Origin of the sequence: Serratia sp. BNK-10, assembly GCF_047456065.1 — a bacterium.
GTDB lineage: Bacteria > Pseudomonadota > Gammaproteobacteria > Enterobacterales > Enterobacteriaceae > Serratia > Serratia ureilytica.
On sequence record NZ_CP179894.1, the window covers coordinates 847,342 to 870,562 of the forward strand.

Below are 23,221 nucleotides of genomic sequence, written 5' to 3' on the forward strand. Positions count from 1 at the left end.
GCACATCAACCACGGAGAAAACAACAATGACAACCGTATCCACTCTGGGGGCGCTGGTGGCGTTAGCCGTCGCCATCGTCCTGATTCTACGCAAGGTTCCACCGGCTTACGGCATGATTGCCGGCGCGCTGGCGGGCGGGCTGTGCGGCGGCGCCGATCTGGTGCAGACCGTGACGCTGATGATCGGCGGGGCGCAGGGCATCACCAACGCCGTGATGCGCATTCTGGCGGCGGGGGTATTGGCCGGGGTGCTGATCGAATCCGGCGCGGCGCACACCATCGCCGAAACTATCGTACGCAAGGTGGGCGAAACCCGCGCGCTGCTGGCGCTGGCGGTGGCTACACTGATCCTGACGGCGGTGGGGGTGTTTATCGACGTGGCGGTGATCACCGTCGCGCCGATCGCGCTGTCGATCGCCCAAAAGGCCGGCATTTCTCGTGCGGCGATCCTGCTGGCGATGATCGGCGGCGGCAAGGCCGGCAACGTGATGTCGCCCAACCCGAACACCATCGCGGCGGCGGACAACTTCCACGTGCCGCTCACCTCGGTGATGATGGCCGGCATCGTGCCGGGGCTGTGCGGCCTGGTGGTGGCCTATCTGCTGGCGCGTCGCCTGAGCGATAAAGGTAGCAGGGTGATGGCTGAAGAGCTGACTCAGCATGCCGAAGGGGCGCGGCCGGGCTTCGCTGCGGCGATCAGCGCGCCGCTGGTGGCGATCCTGCTGCTGTCGCTGCGGCCGATCGCCGGTATCGCCGTTGATCCGCTGATCGCGCTGCCGGCCGGCGGTTTGGCGGGCGCGCTGCTGATGGGGCGCATTCGTCAGTGCAATCAGTTTATGGTCTCCGGCCTGTCGCGCATGGCGCCGGTGGCGATCATGCTGCTCGGCACCGGCACGCTGGCGGGCATTATCGCCAACTCGGCGCTGAAGGATGTCTTGATTACAGGTTTGACGCACACCGGGCTGCCGGCCTGGCTGCTGGCGCCGCTGTCCGGCGCGCTGATGTCGATGGCGACCGCCTCGACCACCGCCGGCACCGCCGTCGCCTCCGGGGTGTTCAGCTCCACGCTGCTTGAGCTGGGGGTGAGCGGATTGGCCGGCGCGGCGATGATCCATGCGGGCGCCACGGTGCTGGATCACCTGCCGCACGGCAGCTTCTTCCACGCCACCGGCGGCAGCGTCAATATGGCGGTGCACGAGCGGCTCAAACTGTTGCCGTATGAAACGCTGGTGGGGTTCACCATCGCGGCAATCTCGGCGCTGATGTTTGGCGTATTTAACCTGGCGGGATAAGGAACAGTGATGAAAACGCTGAAAAAAGTGGTTATTGCCCCGGATTCTTTCAAAGAGAGCCTGAGCGCGCTCGGCGTCGCCGACGCCATCGAGCGGGGATTCCGTCAGATTTACCCGCAGGCGCACTACGTGAAGCTGCCGATGGCGGACGGCGGTGAAGGGACGGTGGAGTCGATGGTGGCGGCCACCGGCGGTGAAATCGTTCAGGTGACGGTCACCGGCCCGCTGGGGGATCCGGTGCAGGGGTTCTATGGCTTGTTGGGCGACGGCGAAACCGCGGTGATTGAAATGGCCGCCGCCTCCGGGCTGCATCTGGCGCCGCCCAACCGGCGCGATCCGCGCATTACCACCAGTTACGGCACCGGCGAACTGATGTTGGCGGCACTGGATCGCGGCGTGAAGGCGATCGTTCTCGGTATCGGCGGCAGCGCCACCAACGACGGCGGCGCCGGAATGATGCAGGCGCTGGGCGTTAAATTGCTGGATAAGGATCGTCGCCCGCTGCCAATGGGCGGCGCGGCGCTGGCGCACCTGGCGCACCTCGATCTCGCCGGGCTGGACGCGCGTTGGCAGCGGGTGAGCGTAACCGCCGCCTGCGACGTGGATAACCCGCTGTGCGGTGCAAAGGGCGCGTCGGCGGTATTCGGGCCGCAGAAAGGGGCGACGCCGGAGATGGTGGCGCAGCTCGATGCGGCGCTGCATCACTACGGCGAGCTGCTGGAACGGGAAACCGGCCGCGCCGTGCTGACCCAGCCAGGGTCGGGCGCGGCGGGCGGCATGGGGGCGGCGCTGCTAGGCATGCTCAACGCGCGCTTGCGGCCGGGCATCGAGATTGTCACTGAAACCCTGTGCCTGGATGAAGCGGTGCGCGATGCCGATTTGGTGATCACCGGCGAAGGGCGGCTAGACAGCCAGTCTGTCCACGGTAAAACGCCGATCGGCGTGGCGCGGGTGGCCAAGCGTCACGGCGTGCCGGTGATCGCCATTGCCGGCAGCCTGGCGCCGGATTATCCGGTGGTGCATCAGCACGGCATCGATGCGGCGTTTTCGGTGCTCGATCGCATCGTGACGCTGGAAGAAGCGCTGGCGGGCGCCGATCGCAATCTGCAGGTGACGGCGCGCAACGTGGCGGCGGTATGGCAGCTGGCGCAAGGAAGAAGCCCACAGGCATAGCCTGTTGCTGTTATCGGTTTCGACGCAGGACTTTTCCGTTACAATAGCCGGCATTAATGGCTGCTGACATCCCGACCCAGAACGGAATGCCGGCCGGAAAGGAAATGAGGGGAACTGAGATGAAGCAAGAGAAACACGGCGTATTGCTGGTGAACCTGGGCACGCCAGATGCGCCGACCTCGTCGGCGGTCAAACGCTATCTGAAGGAATTCCTCAGTGACGAACGCGTGGTCGATACGGCGCCGCTGATCTGGTGGCCGATCCTCAACGGTGCGATCCTGCCGATCCGCTCGCCGCGCGTGGCGAAACTCTATCAGTCGGTGTGGATGGAAGAGGGTTCGCCGCTGCTGGTGTACAGCCGCCGCCAACAGCGGGCGCTGGCGGCGCGCATGCCGAATACGCCGGTGGAGCTGGGGATGAGCTACGGCTCGCCGAGCCTGGCGGAAGCCATCGACAAGCTGCTGGCGCAGGGCGTGACCAACCTGGTGGTGCTGCCGCTCTATCCGCAATATTCCTGTTCCACCAGCGCGGCGGTATGGGACGGCGTAGCCCGGGTGCTGAAAGGCTATCGCCGCTTGCCTTCTGTGGCCTTCATTCGCGATTACGCCGAACACCCGGCCTATATCGCCGCGCTGCAGCAAAGCGTGGAGCGTTCGTTCGCCGAACACGGCCAGCCGGATCGGCTGGTGCTGTCGTTCCACGGCATCCCCAAGCGCTATGCGCGGCTCGGCGACGACTACCCGCAGCGCTGCGAGGATACGCTGCGAGCGCTGAGCGCCGCGTTGCCGCTGGCGCCGGAGCGAGTGATGATGACGTACCAATCGCGCTTCGGCCGCGAGCCTTGGCTGACGCCGTATACCGATGAGACCCTAAAAGGGCTGCCGGCGCAGGGCGTGAAGCACATTCAGCTGATCTGCCCCGGTTTCTCGGCGGACTGCCTGGAAACGCTGGAAGAGATTAAAGAGCAGAACCGCGAGATCTTCCTTAAGGCCGGCGGCGAGAAGTTTGAATACATCTCAGCGTTGAACGACGAGCCGGCGCATATCGATATGATGCAGCAGTTGGTGGCGCAGCGTCTGTAATCATCCATAATCTGTCTATTAGGTGCATCGTGATCGGGCGGGGATGTGTTAACATTCTCCGCTTGTTAAACCGCCACCACCACCAATCACATGAAATTTCCTGGTAAACGCAAGTCCAAACACTATTTCCCGGTGAGCGCCCGCGATCCGCTTCTGCAGCAGGCCCAGCCCGAAAGTGAAATCAGCACCTCGTATATCGTCGGCATCGACCAGACGCTGGTGGATATCGAGGCGAAAGTGGACGACGCTTTTGTCCAGCGCTACGGCCTGAGCCTGGGCCACTCTCTGGTGATCGAAGATGACGTCGCCGAGGCGCTGTATCAGGAATTGAATGAAAACAACCTGGTCACCCATCAGTTCGCCGGCGGCACCATCGGCAACACCATGCACAACTATTCGGTGCTGGCGGACGACCGCTCGGTGCTGCTCGGCGTGATGTGCAGCAACGTGAAAATCGGCAGCTACGCCTACCGTTATCTGTGCAATACCTCCAGCCGCACCGATCTTAACTATCTGCAGGGCGTTGACGGCGCCATCGGCCGCTGTTTCACGCTGATCGGCGAAAGCGGCGAGCGCACCTTCGCCATCAACCCCGGCCAGATGAACCAGCTGCGCCCGGAAAGCATCCCTGAAGAGGTGATCGCCGGCGCGTCGGCGCTGGTGCTGAGCTCTTATCTGGTGCGCTGCAAGGAAGGGGAGCCGATAAAGGAGGCTACCCTGCAGGCGATCGAGTATGCCAAAAAGTACGATGTGCCGGTGGTGCTAACCCTGGGCACCAAGTACGTGATCGCCGACAACCCGCAGTGGTGGCGCGACTTCCTGAAGGAAAATGTGACCATTCTGGCGATGAACGAAGACGAAGCGCTGGAGCTGACCGGGCTGAGCGATCCGTTGACCGCCTCGGACATGGCGCTGGAGTGGGTGGATCTGGTGCTGTGCACCGCCGGGCCGAACGGCCTGTATATGGCGGGCTACACCGAAGAGGCCAACAAGCGTCAGACCCAGCACCCGCTGTTGCCGGGGCATATCGCCGAGTTCAACCGCTACGAGTTCAGCCGCGCCATGCGCCGCGAACACTGTGAGCATCCGCTGCGCGTTTACTCGCACATCGCGCCGTATATGGGCGGGCCGGAGAAGATCATGAACACCAACGGCGCCGGCGACGGCGCGCTGTCGGCGTTGCTGCACGATATCGCCGCCAACGGTTATCACCGCCACAACGTGCCGAACTCGAGCAAGCACGTGCGCAGTTACCTGACATACTCCTCATTGGCGCAGGTGTGCAAATACGCCAACCGCGTCAGCTACCAGGTGTTGAACCAGCATTCGCCGCGTCTTACTCGTGGCCTGCCGGAGCGCGAAGACAGCCTGGAAGAGTCCTATTGGGAGCGTTAACCCGCTGAAAAAGAAAAGGTCCGGCATGCCGGACCTTTTTTTGTGCGCGGTGCCTCAGATCGGGCAGCCCCCCATTTTTTCTTCTTCGCTCAGGGTATCCAGCTGCAGGATGTTCAGCATGCTGTTGGCGATCTCCCGTTCACCCATCACCACCTGATTGGCGCCGCGATCGGTGATGTAGGCCACCTCGTCGTCGTAGTGGGCGCGGGCGATGATCTCGATGTTCGGCCGCTTGGCGCGCGCCGAGGCGACGATCTCGCCGGCCTCATAGCCGTTCGGGATGGTCAGCAGCAGCCAGCGCGCGCAGTCGAGCCGCGCCAGATCCATCACTTCCGGATTGGCGGCGTTGCCCAGCACCGTCTTGATGCCCTGTTCGCGCAGCGCTTCCACCCGCGGGCGGGAGTTCTCGATCACCACCAGCGGAATGCCCGCCTCGGCCAGTTTGCCGCCCAGCAGGCTGCCGACGCGGCCGTAGCCGACCACCAGCGCATGGTTGCACATGTCCACCGGGATCTGCTTCTCTTCTTCCACCGCCTCTTCGAGGATTTGCTCTTCGATGGTTTCGGTTTTGGCCAGATAGCGCTCCAGCAGGGTGAACAGCAGCGGGTTGAGCATGATGGACAGAATGGCGCCGGCCAGCACCAGATTGCGCCCGTGTTCCGACATCATGCCGAGCGCGATGCCGAGGCCCGCCAGAATAAAGGCGAACTCGCCGATCTGCGCCAGGCTGGCGGAGATGGTCAGCGCGGTGCGCTTGGAGTGGCCGAACATTTTCACCAGCAGGAACGCGGCGGCGGATTTGCCGAACACGATGATCGCCAGCGTCGCCAGCACCGCCAGCGGTTCGTTAATCACGATCATCGGATCGAACAGCATGCCAACCGAGACGAAGAACAGCACCGCGAACGCGTCGCGCAGCGGCAGGGTGTCGTGCGCCGCGCGGTGGCTCAGCTCGGATTCGTTCAGCACCATGCCGGCGAAGAAGGCGCCCAGCGCGAAGGAGACGTCGAACAGCTTCACCGCGCCGTAGGCGATGCCAAGCGCCAGCGCCAATACCGCCAGGGTGAATAGCTCGCGCGAGCCGGTGCTGGCGGTTTTCGACAGGATCCACGGCACCAGGCGGCGGCCGACCACGATCATCAACGCAATGAAGGCGATGACCTTACCGATGGTCAGCGCCAGCTCCATCAGCAGCTGGCTGCTGCTGGCGTTGTCGTTGCCCAGCATATTGCCGAAGGCGGGCAGTAATACCAGCGTCAGCACCATCGCCAAATCTTCGACGATCAGCCAGCCGATGGCGATTTGCCCGCGCTGGCTGTCGATCAATTGCCTCTCCTCCAGCGCGCGCAGCAGCACCACGGTGCTGGCGGTGGAGAGACAGAGGCCGAACACCAGGCCGGAGATCAGATCCCAGCCGAGCAGCTTGGACAGCCCCATGCCGAGCAGGGTAGCGACGGCTATCTGCGCCACGGCGCCGGGTATGGCGATAGATTTTACTGCGAGGAGGTCTTTCAAAGAGAAGTGCAGGCCAACACCGAACATCAACAGGATAACGCCGATTTCCGCCAGTTCCGGCGCCAGTGAGGTATCGGCGACGAAACCGGGGGTGAACGGGCCGGCGAGCACCCCTGCGGCCAGATATCCCACCAGGGGTGAGATGCGCAGGCGGTTCGCCAGCATACCGAGGAGGAAGGCGAGTACTAACCCTCCGACGATGGTGGTGATGAGCGGTGTTGAATTATGCATCCATACTCCTTCTGGCTATGCATCGCGGCACGGGAGAAACGCAACAAAGTTACGAAAAGATACATTTAGTTTATTGCATTTGTTCGCGGCTTGCTTGGCTAATTTGGCCTTTTTTGTAAAAAAGCAGAGGATTTCGCTTAAGGCGCGGCAATGAGGGGGTTTTGTGCCAGATAAACCAAATAACATTGATTTATCCGTAGGATAACCCGGATGAATAAATACTTTCATCCGGGCAGTTCGCGGGGTTATTGCGGTTTATGCTCCATATTGGGCAGTAGCGCGGTAATAATGCCGATCAGCGGCAGGAAAGCACAGATTTGGTAGACCAGCTCGATACTGGTCAAATCCGCGACATAGCCAAGAACTGCCGCGCCTAACCCGCCCATACCGAAAGCAAAACCGAAGAATAAACCGGAAACCATGCCGACTTTACCGGGGATCAGCTCCTGTGCGTAGACCAGGATGGCGGAGAACGCTGAGGCGAGAATAACCCCGATGATCACCGTCAAAATGCCGGTCCAGTACAGGGATGCATGGGGTAAAATAAGCGTAAATGGCGCTGCACCAAGGATTGAGCCCCAAATAACGTATTTTCTCCCTATCTTGTCGCCAAGGGGCCCGCCGATGATGGTTCCAGCGGCCACCGCAAACAGGAAGGCGAACAGGTGAATTTGCGCATTCTGCACCGAAACGCCGAACTTATGTATCAGATAAAAGGTGTAATAGCTGCTGATACTGGCCAGATAGAAGTATTTAGAGAAAATCAGCACCAGCAGAATGCCCAGCGAGTAGGCGACGGTACGTTTTGGCAGCGGTTTCAGCATTGCGGGGCTTTTCGGCTGCCCTTTCGCCGCCCGATGCTGATGTTGGTACCACTTGCTGACCTGCAGCAATACCACGATCGCCAGCAGCGCCGCCAGCGTGAACCAGGCGACGTTGCCTTTGCCGTAAGGCGCGATGATCAGCGCGGCCAGCAGCGGGCCGAGCGAGCTGCCGAAGTTGCCGCCGACCTGGAACAGCGACTGCGCCAGGCCGTGTCGTCCGCCGGAGGCCATGCGCGCCACGCGCGAGGATTCCGGGTGGAATACCGATGAGCCGGTGCCCACCAGCGCCGCTGCCAGCAGCACCAGCGGGAAGGTGTTCGCCACCGACAGCAGCAGCAGGCCGGACAGGGTAAAGCCCATGCCGATAGGCAGTGAGTAAGGCTGCGGGTGTTTATCGGTGTAATAGCCGATCAGCGGTTGCAGCAGGGAAGCCGTTAGCTGATAGGTCAGGGTGATCATACCGATCTGCACGAAGCTGAGGTGAAAATCGGCTTGCAGGATCGGGTAAATCGCCAAGATCAGCGACTGGATCATATCGTTGAGCAGGTGAGACACGCTGATGGCGCCGAGGATGGAGAAAGCGGTCCTCTTTACCGTACTGCCCTTGGCGGGCGGCATCGCGCTTTGGCTACTGTCGGTCATATTATTATTAGCCTGATAAGTTGTTGAGCACAGAGATGACATCTTAGGCAGGGCGTTCAATTTTTACCATATCTGAAATAATCAGACTCACATCGCAAAAAATTGAAATCAGCTGTCATTAATTCGCGCTACAATTTCGCCCTCATCATAAAAGCCATTTAATACACGGAGATCCGCCATGCGTTTTTCGCTGAAAACCACCGCATGCGCGTTGGCCGTATCCCTGACGCTGCTGTCGGGGGCCGCCAGTGCCTGGGAAAAGGATAAGACCTACGCCATCACCATTCTGCATACCAACGATCATCACGGTCACTTCTGGCAGAACGATCACGGTGAATACGGTCTGGGCGCGCAGAAAACCCTGGTGGACGGCATTCGCCGCGAAGTGGCGGCGCAGGGCGGCAGCGTGCTGTTGCTGTCCGGCGGCGATATCAACACCGGCGTGCCGGAATCGGATCTGCAGGACGCCGAGCCGGACTTTCGCGGCATGAACCTGGTGGGTTACGACGCGATGGCGATCGGCAACCACGAATTCGACAACCCGCTGAGCGTGCTGCGCCAGCAGGAGAAGTGGGCGACCTTCCCGCTCTTGTCCGCCAACATCTACCAGAAAAGCACAGGCCAGCGCCTGTTCAAGCCTTACGCCTTGTTCGACAAACAGGGTATCAAGATTGCCGTGATCGGCCTGACGACCGACGACACCGCCAAGATAGGCAATCCGGAGTACTTCACCGACATGGAGTTCCGCGTGCCGGCGCAGGAAGCGAAGCAGGTGGTGGAGCAACTGCGCAAGGACGAGAAGCCGGACGTGATCATCGCCGCCACCCATATGGGGCACTACGACAACGGCGAGCATGGCTCTAACGCGCCGGGCGACGTGGAGATGGCGCGCAGCCTGCCGGCGGGATATCTCGACATGATCGTCGGCGGCCACTCGCAGGATCCGGTGTGCATGGCCGGCGACAACCGCAAACAGGCGGATTATGTGCCGGGCACGCCATGCTCGCCGGATCGTCAGAACGGCACCTGGATCGTGCAGGCGCACGAGTGGGGCAAATACGTCGGGCGCGCCGATTTCGAATTCCGCAACGGCGAGCTGAAGCTGGTGCATTATCAGCTGATCCCGGTGAACCTGAAGAAGAAGGTGGAGAAAGCCGACGGCACCAGCGAGCGCGTGTACTACACCCAGCAGATTGCGGAAGATCCGACCATGATGAAGCTGCTGACGCCGTTCCAGGATAAGGGCAAGGCGCAGCTGGGCGTGAAGATCGGTAGCGTCAACGGCAAGCTTGAAGGCGATCGCAGCAAGGTGCGCTTCGTGCAGACCAACCTGGCGCGGGTGATGCTGGCGGCGCAGAGGGAGCGCGCCGACGCCGACTTCGCCGTGATGAGCGGTGGCGGGGTGCGCGATTCGATTGAAAGCGGCGATATCACCTACAAGAACGTGCTCAAGGTGCAGCCGTTCGGCAACACGCTGGTGCATGTCGATATGAAAGGGCGCGAGGTTGAACAGTATCTGGCGGTGGTGGCCAACATGAAGCCGGATTCCGGCGCCTATGCCCAGTTCGCCAACGTCAGCCTGGTGGCGGACGGCAAGGGCGTCAGCGAGGTGAAGATCAACGGCCAGCCGCTGCAGGCGGATAAAACTTACCGCATGGCGACGCTGAACTTCAACGCGCTGGGCGGCGACGGCTATCCGAAGCTGGACGGGCTGCCGAGCTACGTCAACACCGGCTTTATCGATGCCGAAGTGCTGAAGCAGTACATCGAGAAACACTCGCCGCTGGATGCGGCGGCCTACGAGCCGAAGGGCGAAATCGTCTATCGCTAGAGGCGTCGCGGAACGGCGCTCTCGCTTGTCGCGGGGGCGCCGTTCCCCCCTCGCTTTTCTCCTCTGCATCAACGCCTTTTGTCAGCGTTGCCGTTTTAAACGGCGTCTTACTTTCTTCTCTCCATATACGCCCTCGGCGGGCAGCCCGCCATATTCTTGAAAAAAGTGGCGAAGGCGCTGTCGCTGGAAAACGCCAGCCGACCGGCGACGTCGGATTGGCTCATCCCTGCGGCCAGCATCTCTATCGCTTTGATCAGGCGCCATTGCTGACGCCATTGTTGATAACCGAGCCCGGTTTCACGGCGGAAAATCCGGCTGATGGTTTTCTCGGAAGCGCCGCTATAGCGCGATAGCTCGTGCAGCGGCGGAAGCATGTCCAGATTGGCCAGATGGCGCAGGCGGCGGTCGCTGGGCAGCGGCAGCAGCGTCAGTTCGCGCGGCGCGGCGGCGATCTCGTCCAGGCAGACCGCCAGAATATTGGCGTAAGGCCCATGCTGCCAGTCGGTGTCGAAGGCGGCGAACGCGATGCGTTCCAACACCTCGCGCAGCAGCGGCGAGGCTGTCAGTACGGCAAGCTGCGCAGGCAGACAGGCATAGCGATCGGCGTCGAGATAAAGCGAACGGTAACCGACGACGCCGTTGACCTGAACGCGGTGAGCCACCTGCGGCGGGATCCAGGCGACTCTGCCCGGCGGCAGCATGCAGATGCTTTGGTTGAGCGTGATGCGCATGCTGCCTTGCTGACAGAACAGCAACTGCCCCCTGTCATGCCAATGCGTGCCCGAGTCGTGCTGCGCCAGTTCGGCGGCGATCCCGAGCACCCCGTTGTCGAGCGTATCCGGATTAAAACTGTCCTGCGCCTGAAGCCACGCCATAGTCTGTCCGATTTTGTAAATTTATTGTCTTTTATATTGTAATCGGCGCTGGGACCAGATGCTACCTTGTGCAGCCTATTCTTGGCTACAGGATCTGTTATGCAACGTAAACTGACGCTGACGTTGGCGACGTCGATGATGATGTTTCCCCAGGTGGTGGAGACCATCTACAGCCCTGCATTGACGCATATTGCGCACGGTTTCCGGGTCAGTGCGGAAATGGCGGCGCAAACGCTCTCTTGTTACTTTTTCGCCTTTGCGCTGGGCGTGGTGGTATGGGGACGGATGTGCGACGTCATCGGACGCCGTCCCACCATTTTGGCCGGGCTGACGCTCTATCTGCTGGCTTCTCTCGTTGCGCTGTTCAGCGGCAGCTTCAGCGTACTGCTGGCCGCGCGGGTGCTGGCCGCCTTTGGCGCGGCGGTCGGTTCGGTCGGGACGCAAACGGCGATTCGCGATCGCTTCGACGGTTATGAATTGGCGCGGGTGTTCTCGGTGATGGGGATCGCCATGGCGATCAGCCCGGCGGTTGGCGTGTTGAGCGGCGCAGTGCTGACTCACTATTGGGGCTATCAGGGGGTGTTCGGCGGTTTGGCGCTGTTGGCGGCGCTGTTGCTGGGCTATGCCGGTTGGCAACTGCCGGAGACGCGTCCGCAGCAGGTGGTGAAGAATTCATTTTTCGGCACGCTGGGACGGATGGTCAAGGACGGGGATATTTGGCTCAGCGCGCTGTTGGTGGCGTTGTTCAATATTTGCATGTTCAGCTATTACCAGCTGGCGCCATTCCACTTCTCGGCGTTGGCGCTGCCGGCACAGTGGTTCGGTTATACCGGTTTGGTGTTGGCGGCCGGGGTGGGCATCGGCGCGGCGATCAACAAGTTTTTGATCGGCAAGCACTGGCTGTTCCCTGCATTGTTGATGCTGGCCTGCGGATTATCGCTGACCGGCGGCCTGCTGGTACTGCTGCTGGAAGGGAGCTTGTGGTTCGTTCTGCCGATGATGCTGGTGGTGATGGCGTACGGCATCGCCATTCCCAATATTCTGGCGCGCGCGCTGCGCCATTATAAAGACTGCATGGGCACCGCCGGCGCCATCCTTGGCCTGATGTATTACCTGATGCTCGGCGGTGGCTTGGTGTTGGCGGGGCTGTCGCAGCACCTGGGCGCCGTGCTGTCGCTCTGCAGCCTCTGCGTGCTGCTGTTGGCGTGGCGGGTGGTGCACAACGAGCGTCGTTTGGCGATGCCTGAGCGTATCTGAATGATAAGCGGACCGGACATTCTCGCCACCGCCGCCTTCCAATGATAGCCTGAGCGACAATTTGGTTTTGATAACGCAAACAGGAAGATGACATGTTGAAAACCGCAGGCTGGCTGCTGCCCGCCATCGTGGCGCTGGCGGGGTGTTCGTCATCCGGCGAACGTCATGGACAAACCCTCAGCCAGGCGCTGGCGGCCCTCGGCCAGGACAAGGCGTTGGCCGGGGCGTCGAACGGCGTGATGGTGCGCGATGCCGACAGCGGCAAGGTGCTGTATCAGGCGCACGCGGAGCAGCGTTTGGCGCCGGCTTCCAACATGAAGATCTTCACTTCTCTGGCGGCGTTCGGCGTGCTGGGGGCTGATTACCGGTTTGAAACCCGGCTGCTGACCGCCGGCGAGCAGCGCGGCGACACGTTGCGGGGAGATCTCTATCTGCAGGGCAGCGGCGATCCGACGCTGCATCCGGACGATCTCGACACCTTCGCCGCGGCGCTGGCGCAGCGCGGCATCCGTCATATACAGGGGCGGTTGTTGCTGGACGCCGGCGCCTTCGATCAAACGCCATTCGGCGCCGGCTGGAGCTGGGACGATGAACCCTTCGCCTTCGCTGCGCCGATCTCGGCGCTGAACTACGCCTTTACCCCCGGCGGCGATATCAACGTGGTGCAGGTGGATGTGCGGCCGGGCGCTCGCGCCGGCGCGCCGGGACGGGCGAGCTTCTATCCCGCCAATGACGCGGTGACGCTGGTCAATCGCACCACCACCGGCAGTGACACCGCGCTGACGTACGAGCGCCGGCCGGGCAGCAACCGGATCGTGGTCAGCGGCACCATCGCCGCACAGGCGGAGGCCAGCTCGCGATTGATTACCGTCGATCAACCGGCCCTCGTCGTCGGCGCTTTATTGCAACATGCTCTGCGCGCGCACGGCATCACCCTGCGCGGCAACGCTGAAGAGGGCGTGACACCGGCCGGCGCACAGCTACTGGCGCAAAAAACCTCGCCGCCGCTCTCCCGCCTGGTCGTCACATTCCTGAAAGTGTCCAATAACGGCTACGGCGAGATATTGACCAAGGCGATGGGCCGCAAGACGCAGGGCAAAGGGGATTGGGCCGCCGGCCTTCAGGCGATAAACGGATTTGTGCAAAGCCAGGGCATCGCGGCCGACGCGTATCGCCAGGTGGACGGTTCAGGGCTGTCGCGCATGAACCAGATCACGCCGCAACAGCTGACGACGCTGCTGCTGGCGGCCAGAAAACAGCCGTGGTTCGCCGACTGGTATCGCGCCTTGCCCGTCGCGGGCGAGCCGGGGTTGCTGGTGGGCGGCACGCTGCGTAACCGCATGGTGAAAAGTGCGGCGGCGGGGCGCGCTCACGCCAAGAGCGGTTCCATGACCGGCGTATCGTCGCTCAGCGGCTATGTTGATTCGGCGACCGGGCGGCCGCTGGCGTTCGCCATCATCAGCAATAACTATCTGGTGCCCGGCGCGCAGGTGAAGGCGCTGGAGGACCGCCTGGTGGAAACGCTGGCGGCCTGTGACGCCACGGTGGTGTGCCGCTGAGTACGCGGCGTCAGTCGCGTTTGGCGATGTCGGCGAAGCTGCCGGCCAGCAGGCGGCACAGATCGGCGGCGGCCAGCTCGATATCCAGCCCGCGTTTGCCGCCGGAAACGTAAATGGTGGCGAACGCTTGCGCCGGGCTGTCGATCACCGTCGGCAGCCGTTTTTTCTGCCCCAGCGGGCTGATGCCGCCCACCAGATACCCGGTGACGCGCTGCGCCAGCTGCGGATCGGCCATCTCGGCCTTTTTGGCGCCGAGGGCGCGGGCAACCTTTTTCAGATCCAACTGGGTTGCGACCGGCGTGACCGCCACCGCCAGGTGTTTGGCGTCGCCGTTCAGCGCCACCAGCAAGGTTTTGTAAACCCGATCGGCATCCAGCCCCAGCTTTCTCACCGCTTCGTCACCGAAGTTGGTTTCGTCGCTGTCGTGGTGATAAGGATGAAGGGTGAAGGCGACCTTTTGTTTCTCAAGCAGAACGACTGCGGGCGTCATGATGTGTTGTCCAAAATGTCCCCGGCGGGGAAGGGGTGATAACCAGTCTTAAAAATACAAAAATCCAACCTGCCCGGCAACCTGAGCGGCTGTTACATAAAGCGGGTTGCCAAGATATTCACCGGGTTGCTACCCTGTTTACTGTAACCGTTAACACGGTTGCTATGCGTATAACTAGAATACAAGAAATTCCTCTTTGACTGGCCAATAGCGATATTGGCCACTTTTTTACCCCTGCGGCTGCAGCATCGCCGGCAGGTTATCCTCGCCATACAGGTGCAATGCGCCAACCGCCACCACATAGTCTCCGGCCGGCAGCGCCTCCAGCTGACGCCGCCAGTCGCGATTGCGTTGATGCATCAGCACGTCGTAAAGCCCGGCGCTGAAGGTGGCCGGCAGCGTGTCCAACGTACCGCGCGGTTTGGCGTCCAGCCACCAGCTCACCATGGTTTGCAGCAGCCGCGCGTTGGTATGCCAGTGCTCCAGCGTATCGCGCAGCAGCGCGATGCCGCCTTCCGGCAGCTGTTCCAGCATCGCCAACTGCTGCTGCGCCCCCTCGAGTTCGATCACCGGTTTGTCCTGCGCTCTGGCGGCCTGCAGCAGCTGATAATCTACGCCGTACTCTGCGCGCAGACCCAGACGCTGGGCCTGCCGCGCCTGCATCATCAGCGCCACCTGCCAGCCGGGCAGGGTGGCGAAGGCGTGCGGATCGGCGCCCAGTTCGTGGCACAGCGCCAGCAGCTGTTGATATTCTTCGGCGGACAGGCGCTGTTCCAGTTCGGGCTGTTGCTCTGCGTGGTCGAAAGGGGAGGCGGTGCCGGTGATATCGGCTTCGACGATCAGCGCGTCGGCCTGTTGCAGCCGGGCGGCCAGCCGGGGCGGCAGCGGCGCCATATCGACGGTGCCCATATGGATGCTGCCCACCAGATGGAGCCGACGCTCGCCCGGCAGAGTGATGTCCAGCGCCGGATAAGCGTAACTTTTGGGCGAGATCAGGCCGAGAAAGGCGGCGAGGCGGCGTAACAGTTGACCCATACGGCGTGGCTCCTGAATAACGGGTGCGCGTTTTCGCGTGCAAGGCGAGGGAAAATCGTCATTCATGCTAAACGCTATCCGCCGCGCAGGGAAGCCCGGAAAACAGCGGGGCGCCTTGACGGCGCCCCGGAGCTTACTTCCTGGGTTTAAAACGCAGCAGCCGGTTGGCGTTGCTGACCACGGTAATGGACGACAGCGCCATCGCCGCGCCCGCCACCACCGGGCTGAGCAGCGTGCCGGTCAGCGGGTAGAGCACGCCGGCGGCGATCGGAATGCCCAGCGTATTGTAGATAAAGGCGCCGAACAGGTTCTGCTTCATGTTGCGCAGCGTGGCCTTCGACAGTTCCACCGCATCCGCCACGCCGTGCAGGCTGTGACGCATCAGGGTGATGGCGGCGGTCTCGATGGCGATGTCGCTGCCGCCGCCCATCGCGATGCCCACGTCGGCCTGCGCCAGCGCCGGGGCGTCGTTGATGCCGTCGCCGACCATCGCCACGCGTTGGCCCTGCGCCTGCAGCTGTTTGATCGCCGCCGCTTTGCCGTCCGGCAGCACGCCGGCAATCACCCGTTCGATACCGGCCTCTTTGGCGATGGCGTTGGCGGTCACCGGGTTGTCGCCGGTCAGCATCACCAGCTGATATCCCTGCTGGTGCAGGCGCTGCAGCGCCGCTACGCTGTCCTCGCGCAGCGGATCGCGAATGGCGAACAGCGCAGCCGGTTTACCGTCAACGGCCAGCAGCACCGGCGTCACGCCGCGTTCGGCCTGGGCGCGCATCGGCGCCTCCAGTTCGTCGGCCGCGACCTGATGTTGTTTCAGCAGCGCGGCGTTGCCCAGCAGCACCTGCACGCCATCGATCTCCCCGCTGACGCCGGCGCCGCGCAGGGTGCGGAACTGCGCCACCTGCGGCAGCGTTTGCCCGGCGGCGCGTTCCATGATGGCGCGCGCCAGCGGGTGATTGGAGCCTTGTTCCAGCGCGGCGGCCCAGCCGAGCGCCTGCTGTTCGCTGACCTGATTGAAGGTCAGGATCTCCACCACCTGCGGTTTCCCTTCCGTCAGGGTGCCGGTTTTATCGAACACCAGGGTATCCAACTGGCTGGCCTGCTGCAGGGCGTCGGCGTCGCGCACCAGCACGCCGAATTCCGCCGCGCGGCCCACGCCGGAGATGATCGACATCGGCGTCGCCAATCCTAACGCACATGGGCAGGCGATGATCAGCACCGTGGTGGCGATCACCAGCGTATAGACCAGTTGCGGCTGCGGACCAAAGAAGTACCACACCGCCGCGCTGAACAGGGCGATCGCCACCACCGCCGGCACGAACACCGCCGAGACGCGGTCGGCCAGTTGGCCAATCGCCGGCTTACTGCTCTGCGCTTGACGCACCAGTTTGATGATGCGCGCCAGCGTGGTTTGGCTGCCGATGGCGGCGGCGCGGAACAGCACGCTGCCGTCGTCGACTACCGTCCCGGCATGCACCGTGTCGCCAGGGCCTTTTTGCTGCGGCACCGCTTCGCCGGTCAGCATTGCTTCATCGAGCCAGACTTCGCCCTGCACGATTTCACCGTCGACCGGTACGCGATCGCCGGTGGTCAGCCGCAGCGTCATGCCGAGCTGCACCTCCGCCAGCGGAATATCGCGCTCGCCGTCGTCAGTCACCAGCCGCGCGGTGGGCGGCGTCAGATCGAGCAGCCGCTCCAGCGCCTGCGAAGAACGCTGGCGGGCGCGCTGTTCCAGCGCATGGCCGAGGTTGATCAAACCGATGATCATCGCGCTGGCCTCGTAATAGAGGTGACGCGCCTCCATCGGGAAGAAATCGGGCCAAATGTTGACGGCGATCGAATAGAGCCAGGCGGCGCCGGTGCCGAGCGCCACCAGGGTATCCATGGTGGCGCTGCCGTTCATCAATGCGCGCCAGGCGTTGCGGTAGAAGTGCCCGCCGGCAAACACCATCACCGCCAGGGTAATGACGCCGACCAGCAGCCAGGGGCGCTGGGTTTCCGGCGTCAGCGTCATGCTGCCGCCGAACAGCCCCCAGGCCATCAGTGGGATACCCAACGCCAGCCCCAGCGCCGCCTGCCAGCTAAAGCGCTTCATGTTGGCGCGTGCGGTCTGTTGCTGACGTTCGCGGCGTTCGGTTTCGTCCTGAATCATCTCGGCGCCGTAGCCGGCTTTTTCCACCGCCGCCACCAGCGCCTGCGCATCGGCGGCGCCGGTCACCAGCGCGCTGCGCTCCGCCAGGTTGACGCGCGCGTGCTCCACGCCGGGAACGCTTTGCAGCGCCTGCTGCACCTTATTGACGCAGCTGGCACAGGTCATGCCGCTGAGCAGCAGCTGTACGCTGTCGTCCGCGCTGTCGGTTGCCGGAAGAGAAGGCTGCGCCGCTGGCTGAACGTCCGGCAACGAAGGTGTTGCGTCAGTCAACGGCTCAGTTTTTGGGACGACGGCGCCCGCTACGCTGGCGTGATAACCGGCATGTTCCACCGCGGCGATCAGCGCCTGCGGATCGGCATCGCCGTACACTTTCGCGTTGTCGATCTCGACGTCGGCGGCGAACACGCCCGGCACCGCTTCCAGCGCCTTGCGGGTGCTGCCGACGCAGTGCATGCAGCTCAGGCCGCTCAGCTGTAATTCGGTGTCGGCGCGCGGCGCGACTTCTGCCTGATAGCCGGCGGCGATCACGCTGTCGATCAATGCGCTGTCCGGCGCTTCGCCGGTCACTTTGGCGTAATGGACGTTAACCTCCGCCTGTTCGACATCGCTGCGGCTTTCCAGGGCTTTTTTCACCCGCTGCGCGCAGTTCATGCAGGACAACCCCTGCAATGCCAGCATAGTGGTGTGTGACATGATTGAACTCCTTGCGTAGAGGCGGTGTTTAAAGGTTGACCGCCTGACCTGTTTTCACTAAGAATGGAGCTTAAACCTTCCAGCAAGGGTAAGGTCAAGGAGGGAAAATGAATATTAGCGACGTCGCGAAAAAAACCGGTTTAACCAGCAAGACGATTCGTTTTTACGAAGAGAAAGCGTTGATTACCGCCCCGATTCGCAGCGACAACGGTTACCGCCACTATTCCGCCAAGCATGTCGAAGAGTTGACGCTGCTGCGCCAGGCGCGGCAGGTGGGCTTCAACCTGGACGAGTGCCGCGAACTGGTAGCGTTGTTCAACGATCCGGCCCGCCACAGCGCCGACGTGAAGGCGCGCACGCTGCAGAAGGTGGCGGAGATCGAAAAGCACATCAGCGAGCTGGGTAACATGCGCCAGCGCCTGTTGACGCTGGCGGAACAATGCCCGGGCGACGAGGGGGCGGAGTGCCCCATCATCAATAACCTGGCGGGGTGTTGTCGTTCTAATTAACGGCTGATGGCACGGATCACCAGCGTGACCCCTTCCACCGCCACCACTTCCACTTCGGTGCCGGCGGGCAGATCTTCCGCCGCCTGCGCGCGCCAGCTGCTGTCGCCGATATTGATGCGCCCCATGCCGTTGTGCATCGGCTCCGTCAGCGTGGCGCGGGTGCCGATCAGCTGACGGTTGCGCTGGTTGAGCACCGGCGAACCGCCGGATGCGGCCGCCGGGCGGCGACGCAGCCAGTACCACCACAGATAGGCGACGACGACGGTCAGGACGGCGAAGATCACGCCTTGCCATTCCCAGGAAAGCGGTGGCAGCAGCCAGATCAAGGCGCCGACCAACAGCGCCGCCACGCCGCTCCACAGCAGGTAGCCGCCGGCGCCGAGCATTTCCGCCGCCAGCAGCACGCCCCCGAGGGAGAGCCAGAACCACAGCGGATTCGCCGCGATCAGTTCGAGCATGATTATTTGCCTTTGCTTTCTTTCAGCAGTTCGGTAATGCCGCCGATCGAGCCGAGCAGGCTGCTGGCGTCCAGCGGCATCATCACCACTTTGCTGTTGTTGGAGGAACCGATCTTCTGCAGCGCATCGGTGTATTTCTGCGCCACGAAGTAGTTCACCGCCTGAATGTTGCCGCTGGCGATGGCGTCGGACACCAGCTGGGTGGCGCGCGCCTCGGCCTCGGCGGCGCGCTCACGCGCTTCCGCCTGCAGGAACGCCGACTGACGTTCGCCCTCGGCCTTCAGGATCTGCGATTGCTTCTCCCCTTCGGCGCGCAGAATGGCCGCCTGACGCACCCCCTCCGCCTCCAGGATGTCGGCGCGCTTGGTGCGCTCGGCCTTCATCTGGGCGTTCATCGAGGCGATCAGTTCTGCCGGCGGCCGCACGTCGCGGATCTCGATACGGGTGATTTTCACCCCCCAAGGGTTGGTCGCTTCATCGACGATGTGCAGCAGGCGGCTGTTGATGCTGTCGCGCTGCGACAGCATTTCGTCCAGCTCCATCGAGCCGAGCACGGTGCGGAAGTTGGTCATGGTCAGGTTGACGATCGCCTGTTCGAGGTTGCTGACCTCGTAGGCGGCGCGCGCCGGATCGACCACCTGGATAAAGCACACCGCGTCGATGGCGACGTTGGCGTTATCGCGGGAAATCACCTCTTGGGAAGGGATGTCCAGCACCTGCTCCATCATGTTGATTTTGCGGCCGATGCGGTCCATGAACGGCACCACCAGGTTCAGGCCCGGCATCAGCGTTTTGGTGTAGCGGCCGAAGCGTTCTACCGTCCATTGGAACCCCTGCGGCACAATTTTGACGCCGGCGAACACCACAATCAGTGCGACGACGATCACGATGGGAATAAAAGTAAGCATGCAAACCTCCTGTCAGACATATGTAAACAGATATTACGACAGCGCCGGAAAAATGCCTACTGATACCGCGACTTAATCCAGGGCGCTGACGCAACCCGCGAGCGGTGGATCCCGCGTCTGGAACAGAGTGTTGTCACGACAAGTGTGGCACAGCTGAAAAATAAGTATGCCTAAATGGCATGATTTTAATAATTTTTATTCATTTCATGATGTTGCTCGCCTTGGCTAGAGTAAAAACACCCCCGTGTTTACCGTCAAAAATTTGTCATTTTCATTTGCGACTATGCTTTTTGAAATGACATTTCGGCCAAGGATTGTTATGGATTCGCTCAGTGTTGATGAACTCGCCCAGAAGAACGATCGCTGGTATCGCATTGTGGAGGAGATGTTGGCGGAAGCCGGCGTCGCCATCAACGGCCCGCGTGCCTGGGATATCCGGGTGCATAACCCGGCGCTGTTCAAACGCATTTTGCAGGAAGGCTCGCTCGGCTTCGGCGAAAGCTATATGGACGGCTGGTGGGAGTGCGAACGGCTGGACATGCTGTTCACCCGCATTCTGCAGGCCGGCGTCGATGAACGGCTGCCGAAAAGCCTGAGCGACATCGCGCGCATCGCCTATGCCCGGCTGTTCAATCGCCAATCGCGCAAGCGTGCCTGGCAGGTGGGCAAAGAGCACTACGACATCGGCAACGACCTGTTCCGGGCGATGCTCGATCCTTATATGCAATACTCCTGCGGCTACTGGAAAGAGGCGCAGACGCTGGAGCAGGCGCAGCAGGCCAAGCTCAGGATGATCTGCGAAAAACTGCAGTTGAAACCGGGCATGACGCTGCTGGATATCGGCTGCGGCTGGGGCGGATTGGCGCAGTTTGCGGCGCAAAACTACGGCGTCTCGGTGCACGGCGTGACCATTTCGGCCGAGCAGCAGAAGCTGGCGCAGGAACGCTGCGCCGGGCTGGACGTCGAGATCTTGCTGCAGGATTACCGCGATCTGGATCGCCAGTTCGATCGCATCGTGTCGGTCGGCATGTTCGAGCACGTCGGGCCGAAAAACTATGAGACCTATTTTAGCGTCGCGGCGCGCAACCTGAAGCCCGACGGTCTGTTCCTGCTGCACACCATCGGTTCCAATCAGACCGATCTCAACGTTGACGCCTGGATAGACAAATACATCTTCCCCAACGGCTGCCTGCCTTCGGTGCGGCATATCGCCGAGGCCAGCGAAGGGCGTTTCGTGATGGAGGATTGGCACAACTTTGGCGCTGATTACGATCGCACGCTGATGGCCTGGCTGGAGAATTTCAAACGGGCGTGGCCGGATCTGATGGGCGGTTATTCCGAGCGCTTCGAACGCATGTTCACCTATTACCTGAACGCCTGCGCCGGCGCGTTCCGTTCGCGCAACATTCAGCTGTGGCAGGTGTTGTTCAGCCCGGCGGGCGTGGAGGGCGGGGTGCGGGTCTATCGCTAATCCCCGTCATATTTCAAGCTGGCTGCACGTTCGAGCCCTGGTCGCTTAGTTATCTAAGCGCCCAGGGCTTCTCACATTTGCCGCCTGGATGCAGCTTCAAGTATGACGGATATCAGTACAGCAGGGAGTACAGCTGGCGGCGATATTTAGCGGCCAGCGCGTCTGCGGTGCCGAGCGCGGCCAGAATGTCCATCAGGGTTTTGCGCGCGCTGCCGTTGGCGGCGGCCAGATCTTTCTTCAGATGCCCCATCAGCAGTTCCAGCGCTTCTTCGTTACGCCCGACCTGATGCAGTTGCAGCGCCAGCTGCACCGCCAGTTCGACGTTGTCCGGCTGCTGCTGCACCTGCTGTTGCAGCTGTTGGATTTCCGGCGTGTCCGCCGCCTGCTTCAACAATTCAATCTGCGCCACCAGACCTTGATAGCGGGTATCGCGATCCTGCAGCGGGATGGTCGCCAGCACCGCTTCAGCGTCTTCGCTGCGGCTGAGCGCGATCTGAGTTTCGGCCAGCGTCAGGCCGATGTCGCTGCGCTGTTGGCTGCTCTGCCAGGCGTCTTTCAGCAGCGGCAGCGCTTCGGCGGCGTTGCCGGCGGCCAGCAGCTCCTGCGCCTGTGCCAGTTTCAGATCTTCTTCCTTCGGCAGGAAACGCTGCAGCAAATCGCGGATCGCTTCTTCCGGCTGCGGGCCCTGGAAGCCGTCGACCGGCTGACCGTCTTTGAACAGGTAGACCGTCGGAATGGAACGCAGCCCGAATTGCGAGGCGATCATCTGTTCGGCGTCGCAGTCCACCTTGGCCAGAATGAACTGACCGGCGTATTCCGCCGCCAGCTTGTCCAGCACCGGCGTGAGCTGCAGGCAGTGTTGGCTGCGCTCGGACCAGAAGTAGAACAGCACCGGTGTGGACATCGATTGTTCCAGCGTCTGGTGCAGGTTAGTTTCGTTAATATCAACAACAGCTTGAGCTAGCATCTTTTTTCTCTCTGATCGTGCGGAGCCATGGGGTGTAGATGGGGGCGCGCCGCCATTCTTCAACCCCGTCGGGCGAATTAAGCGTTGCTGCGCAGCAGCCAATCCAGACAGCGGCCTGGCAAAATGCGGCGCAGCACGCTCATCGCGTGCGCCAGCAGGGTGACCGGATAGCGCAGTTTGGCGCGCGGGCTTTCCAGCGCGTGGCGCAGTTTGGGCAGAATGGCCTCCGGCGGCAGCGTCAGGCGCTTGGCGATGCCGGGATTGTGCACCGGTTTGTCGCTCTGCGCCTGGTTGACGTTCTGGCTAAAGTGGGTGGCGATCGGCCCCGGTTCGATCAGGCTGACCTGAATGCCGCTGCCGTGCAGCTCCATGCGCAGCGCGTCCGACCAGGCTTCCAGCGCGAACTTGCTGGCGGCGTAGGCGCCGCGCCCGGCGCTGGAGACCAGGCCCATCACCGAACTGGTCTGAATGATCCGCCCTTCGCCGTGCGGCAGCATCGCCGGCAACAGCAGCTGGGTCAGTTGGTGGGTGCCGAACAGGTTGGTGGCAAACTGCCGTTCCAGCTGGCTGCGCGAAATGCGGCTGAGCGGGCCGTAAACGCCGAAACCGCCGTTATTGAACAGACCGTACAGTCGGCCGTCGGTCAGCGCGATCACCTCGGCGGCGGCGCGCTCGACGCTGGCGCTGTCGTCCAGATCCAGCTCGATGCCTTCCAGCCCGAGCTGGCGCATGTTTTCCACGTCCTGCGGCTTGCGGCAGGCGGCCAGCACCCGGTAGCCGCGGTTGCGCAGATCCTGCGCCGCAATCAAGCCAATCCCGCTGGAACAGCCGGTTATCAATACCGCTTTTTGCATAACTTTAC

The 23,221-nt window shown here is 62.2% G+C and carries 19 protein-coding genes; 9 read left to right on the forward strand and 10 right to left on the reverse strand.

Going from position 1 to position 23,221, the window contains the following annotated elements:
• Window positions 1-26: 26 nt before the first annotated feature.
• From ACMGG9_RS04120 to ACMGG9_RS04135, 4 genes are all read left to right on the forward strand, one after another.
• The gene (locus ACMGG9_RS04120) at window positions 27-1,292 is read left to right on the forward strand and encodes a GntP family permease (protein ID WP_042783808.1); all 1,266 of its coding nucleotides are present in this window, start codon (window positions 27-29) and stop codon (window positions 1,290-1,292) included.
• Window positions 1,293-1,301: 9 nt separating this feature from the next.
• A complete protein-coding gene (locus ACMGG9_RS04125) occupies window positions 1,302-2,465 on the forward strand; it encodes a glycerate kinase (protein ID WP_414161933.1) in 1,164 nt (387 codons plus the stop codon).
• 119 nt (window positions 2,466-2,584) lie between these two features.
• Window positions 2,585-3,547 (forward strand): ferrochelatase, encoded by a 963-nt coding sequence (gene hemH, locus ACMGG9_RS04130; protein WP_414161934.1) that lies wholly within the window; start codon window positions 2,585-2,587, stop codon window positions 3,545-3,547.
• A gap of 90 nt (window positions 3,548-3,637) precedes the next feature.
• Window positions 3,638-4,942: an inosine/guanosine kinase gene (locus ACMGG9_RS04135; RefSeq protein ID WP_213587468.1), complete on the forward strand. Its 1,305-nt coding sequence runs from the start codon at window positions 3,638-3,640 to the stop codon at window positions 4,940-4,942.
• Between the two features lie 54 nt (window positions 4,943-4,996).
• Here ACMGG9_RS04135 and ybaL read toward each other — a convergent pair whose 3' ends face one another.
• Window positions 4,997-6,688: a YbaL family putative K(+) efflux transporter gene (ybaL, locus tag ACMGG9_RS04140; RefSeq protein WP_004940247.1), complete on the reverse strand. Its 1,692-nt coding sequence runs from the start codon at window positions 6,686-6,688 to the stop codon at window positions 4,997-4,999.
• Window positions 6,689-6,933: 245 nt separating this feature from the next.
• Complete coding sequence (locus tag ACMGG9_RS04145; RefSeq protein WP_033651115.1) at window positions 6,934-8,154, reverse strand: MFS transporter; 1,221 nt, start codon at window positions 8,152-8,154, stop codon at window positions 6,934-6,936.
• A 178-nt stretch (window positions 8,155-8,332) separates the two neighbouring features.
• On the opposite strand from ACMGG9_RS04145, the gene ushA reads away from it, so the two are divergent.
• Entirely contained in the window at window positions 8,333-9,985 is a 1,653-nt protein-coding gene (gene ushA / locus ACMGG9_RS04150) for a bifunctional UDP-sugar hydrolase/5'-nucleotidase UshA (protein WP_033651116.1), read from the forward strand.
• 107 nt (window positions 9,986-10,092) lie between these two features.
• On the opposite strand, the gene ACMGG9_RS04155 is transcribed toward ushA, so the two are convergent.
• The gene (locus ACMGG9_RS04155) at window positions 10,093-10,860 is read right to left on the reverse strand and encodes an AraC family transcriptional regulator (protein ID WP_033642122.1); all 768 of its coding nucleotides are present in this window, start codon (window positions 10,858-10,860) and stop codon (window positions 10,093-10,095) included.
• Between the two features lie 99 nt (window positions 10,861-10,959).
• On the opposite strand from ACMGG9_RS04155, the gene ACMGG9_RS04160 reads away from it, so the two are divergent.
• Both ACMGG9_RS04160 and dacB read left to right on the forward strand, forming a co-directional pair.
• Window positions 10,960-12,117 (forward strand): multidrug effflux MFS transporter, encoded by a 1,158-nt coding sequence (locus ACMGG9_RS04160; protein WP_116286611.1) that lies wholly within the window; start codon window positions 10,960-10,962, stop codon window positions 12,115-12,117.
• A 92-nt stretch (window positions 12,118-12,209) separates the two neighbouring features.
• Window positions 12,210-13,676, forward strand: coding sequence for a D-alanyl-D-alanine carboxypeptidase/D-alanyl-D-alanine-endopeptidase (gene dacB / locus ACMGG9_RS04165; protein ID WP_147880904.1), 1,467 nt, complete (start codon window positions 12,210-12,212; stop codon window positions 13,674-13,676).
• A gap of 10 nt (window positions 13,677-13,686) precedes the next feature.
• Here the strand turns inward: dacB and ybaK are convergent, their stop codons facing one another.
• The 3 genes from ybaK to copA all read right to left on the reverse strand — a co-directional run bounded on the left by ybaK (window position 13,687) and on the right by copA (window position 18,046).
• The gene (ybaK, locus tag ACMGG9_RS04170) at window positions 13,687-14,166 is read right to left on the reverse strand and encodes a Cys-tRNA(Pro)/Cys-tRNA(Cys) deacylase YbaK (RefSeq protein ID WP_004940240.1); all 480 of its coding nucleotides are present in this window, start codon (window positions 14,164-14,166) and stop codon (window positions 13,687-13,689) included.
• Between the two features lie 228 nt (window positions 14,167-14,394).
• On the reverse strand, window positions 14,395-15,201 hold the full coding sequence (locus ACMGG9_RS04175; RefSeq protein WP_033651122.1) for a TraB/GumN family protein: 807 nt from the start codon (window positions 15,199-15,201) through the stop codon (window positions 14,395-14,397).
• Between the two features lie 133 nt (window positions 15,202-15,334).
• Entirely contained in the window at window positions 15,335-18,046 is a 2,712-nt protein-coding gene (copA, locus tag ACMGG9_RS04180; RefSeq protein ID WP_414161935.1) for a copper-exporting P-type ATPase CopA, read from the reverse strand.
• A gap of 107 nt (window positions 18,047-18,153) precedes the next feature.
• Between copA and cueR the strand changes: the two genes are divergently transcribed.
• Window positions 18,154-18,555, forward strand: coding sequence for a Cu(I)-responsive transcriptional regulator (gene cueR / locus ACMGG9_RS04185; protein ID WP_025301807.1), 402 nt, complete (start codon window positions 18,154-18,156; stop codon window positions 18,553-18,555).
• On the opposite strand, the gene ACMGG9_RS04190 is transcribed toward cueR, so the two are convergent.
• Window positions 18,552-19,013, reverse strand: a complete 462-nt coding sequence (locus tag ACMGG9_RS04190; protein WP_033642133.1) for an NfeD family protein — start codon at window positions 19,011-19,013, stop codon at window positions 18,552-18,554. The two genes, cueR and ACMGG9_RS04190, sit on opposite strands and share 4 nt — an antisense overlap.
• A gap of 2 nt (window positions 19,014-19,015) precedes the next feature.
• Window positions 19,016-19,921 (reverse strand): SPFH domain-containing protein, encoded by a 906-nt coding sequence (locus tag ACMGG9_RS04195; protein WP_004940203.1) that lies wholly within the window; start codon window positions 19,919-19,921, stop codon window positions 19,016-19,018.
• A gap of 319 nt (window positions 19,922-20,240) precedes the next feature.
• Here ACMGG9_RS04195 and cfa point away from each other — a divergent pair, with 319 nt between their 5' ends.
• On the forward strand, window positions 20,241-21,392 hold the full coding sequence (gene cfa / locus ACMGG9_RS04200) for a cyclopropane fatty acyl phospholipid synthase (protein ID WP_033642134.1): 1,152 nt from the start codon (window positions 20,241-20,243) through the stop codon (window positions 21,390-21,392).
• A 112-nt stretch (window positions 21,393-21,504) separates the two neighbouring features.
• On the opposite strand, the gene ACMGG9_RS04205 is transcribed toward cfa, so the two are convergent.
• Both ACMGG9_RS04205 and ACMGG9_RS04210 read right to left on the reverse strand, forming a co-directional pair.
• On the reverse strand, window positions 21,505-22,359 hold the full coding sequence (locus tag ACMGG9_RS04205; protein ID WP_342174025.1) for a co-chaperone YbbN: 855 nt from the start codon (window positions 22,357-22,359) through the stop codon (window positions 21,505-21,507).
• Between the two features lie 77 nt (window positions 22,360-22,436).
• Entirely contained in the window at window positions 22,437-23,213 is a 777-nt protein-coding gene (locus ACMGG9_RS04210) for an SDR family oxidoreductase (protein WP_016928808.1), read from the reverse strand.
• Between the last annotated feature and the right edge of the window lie 8 nt (window positions 23,214-23,221).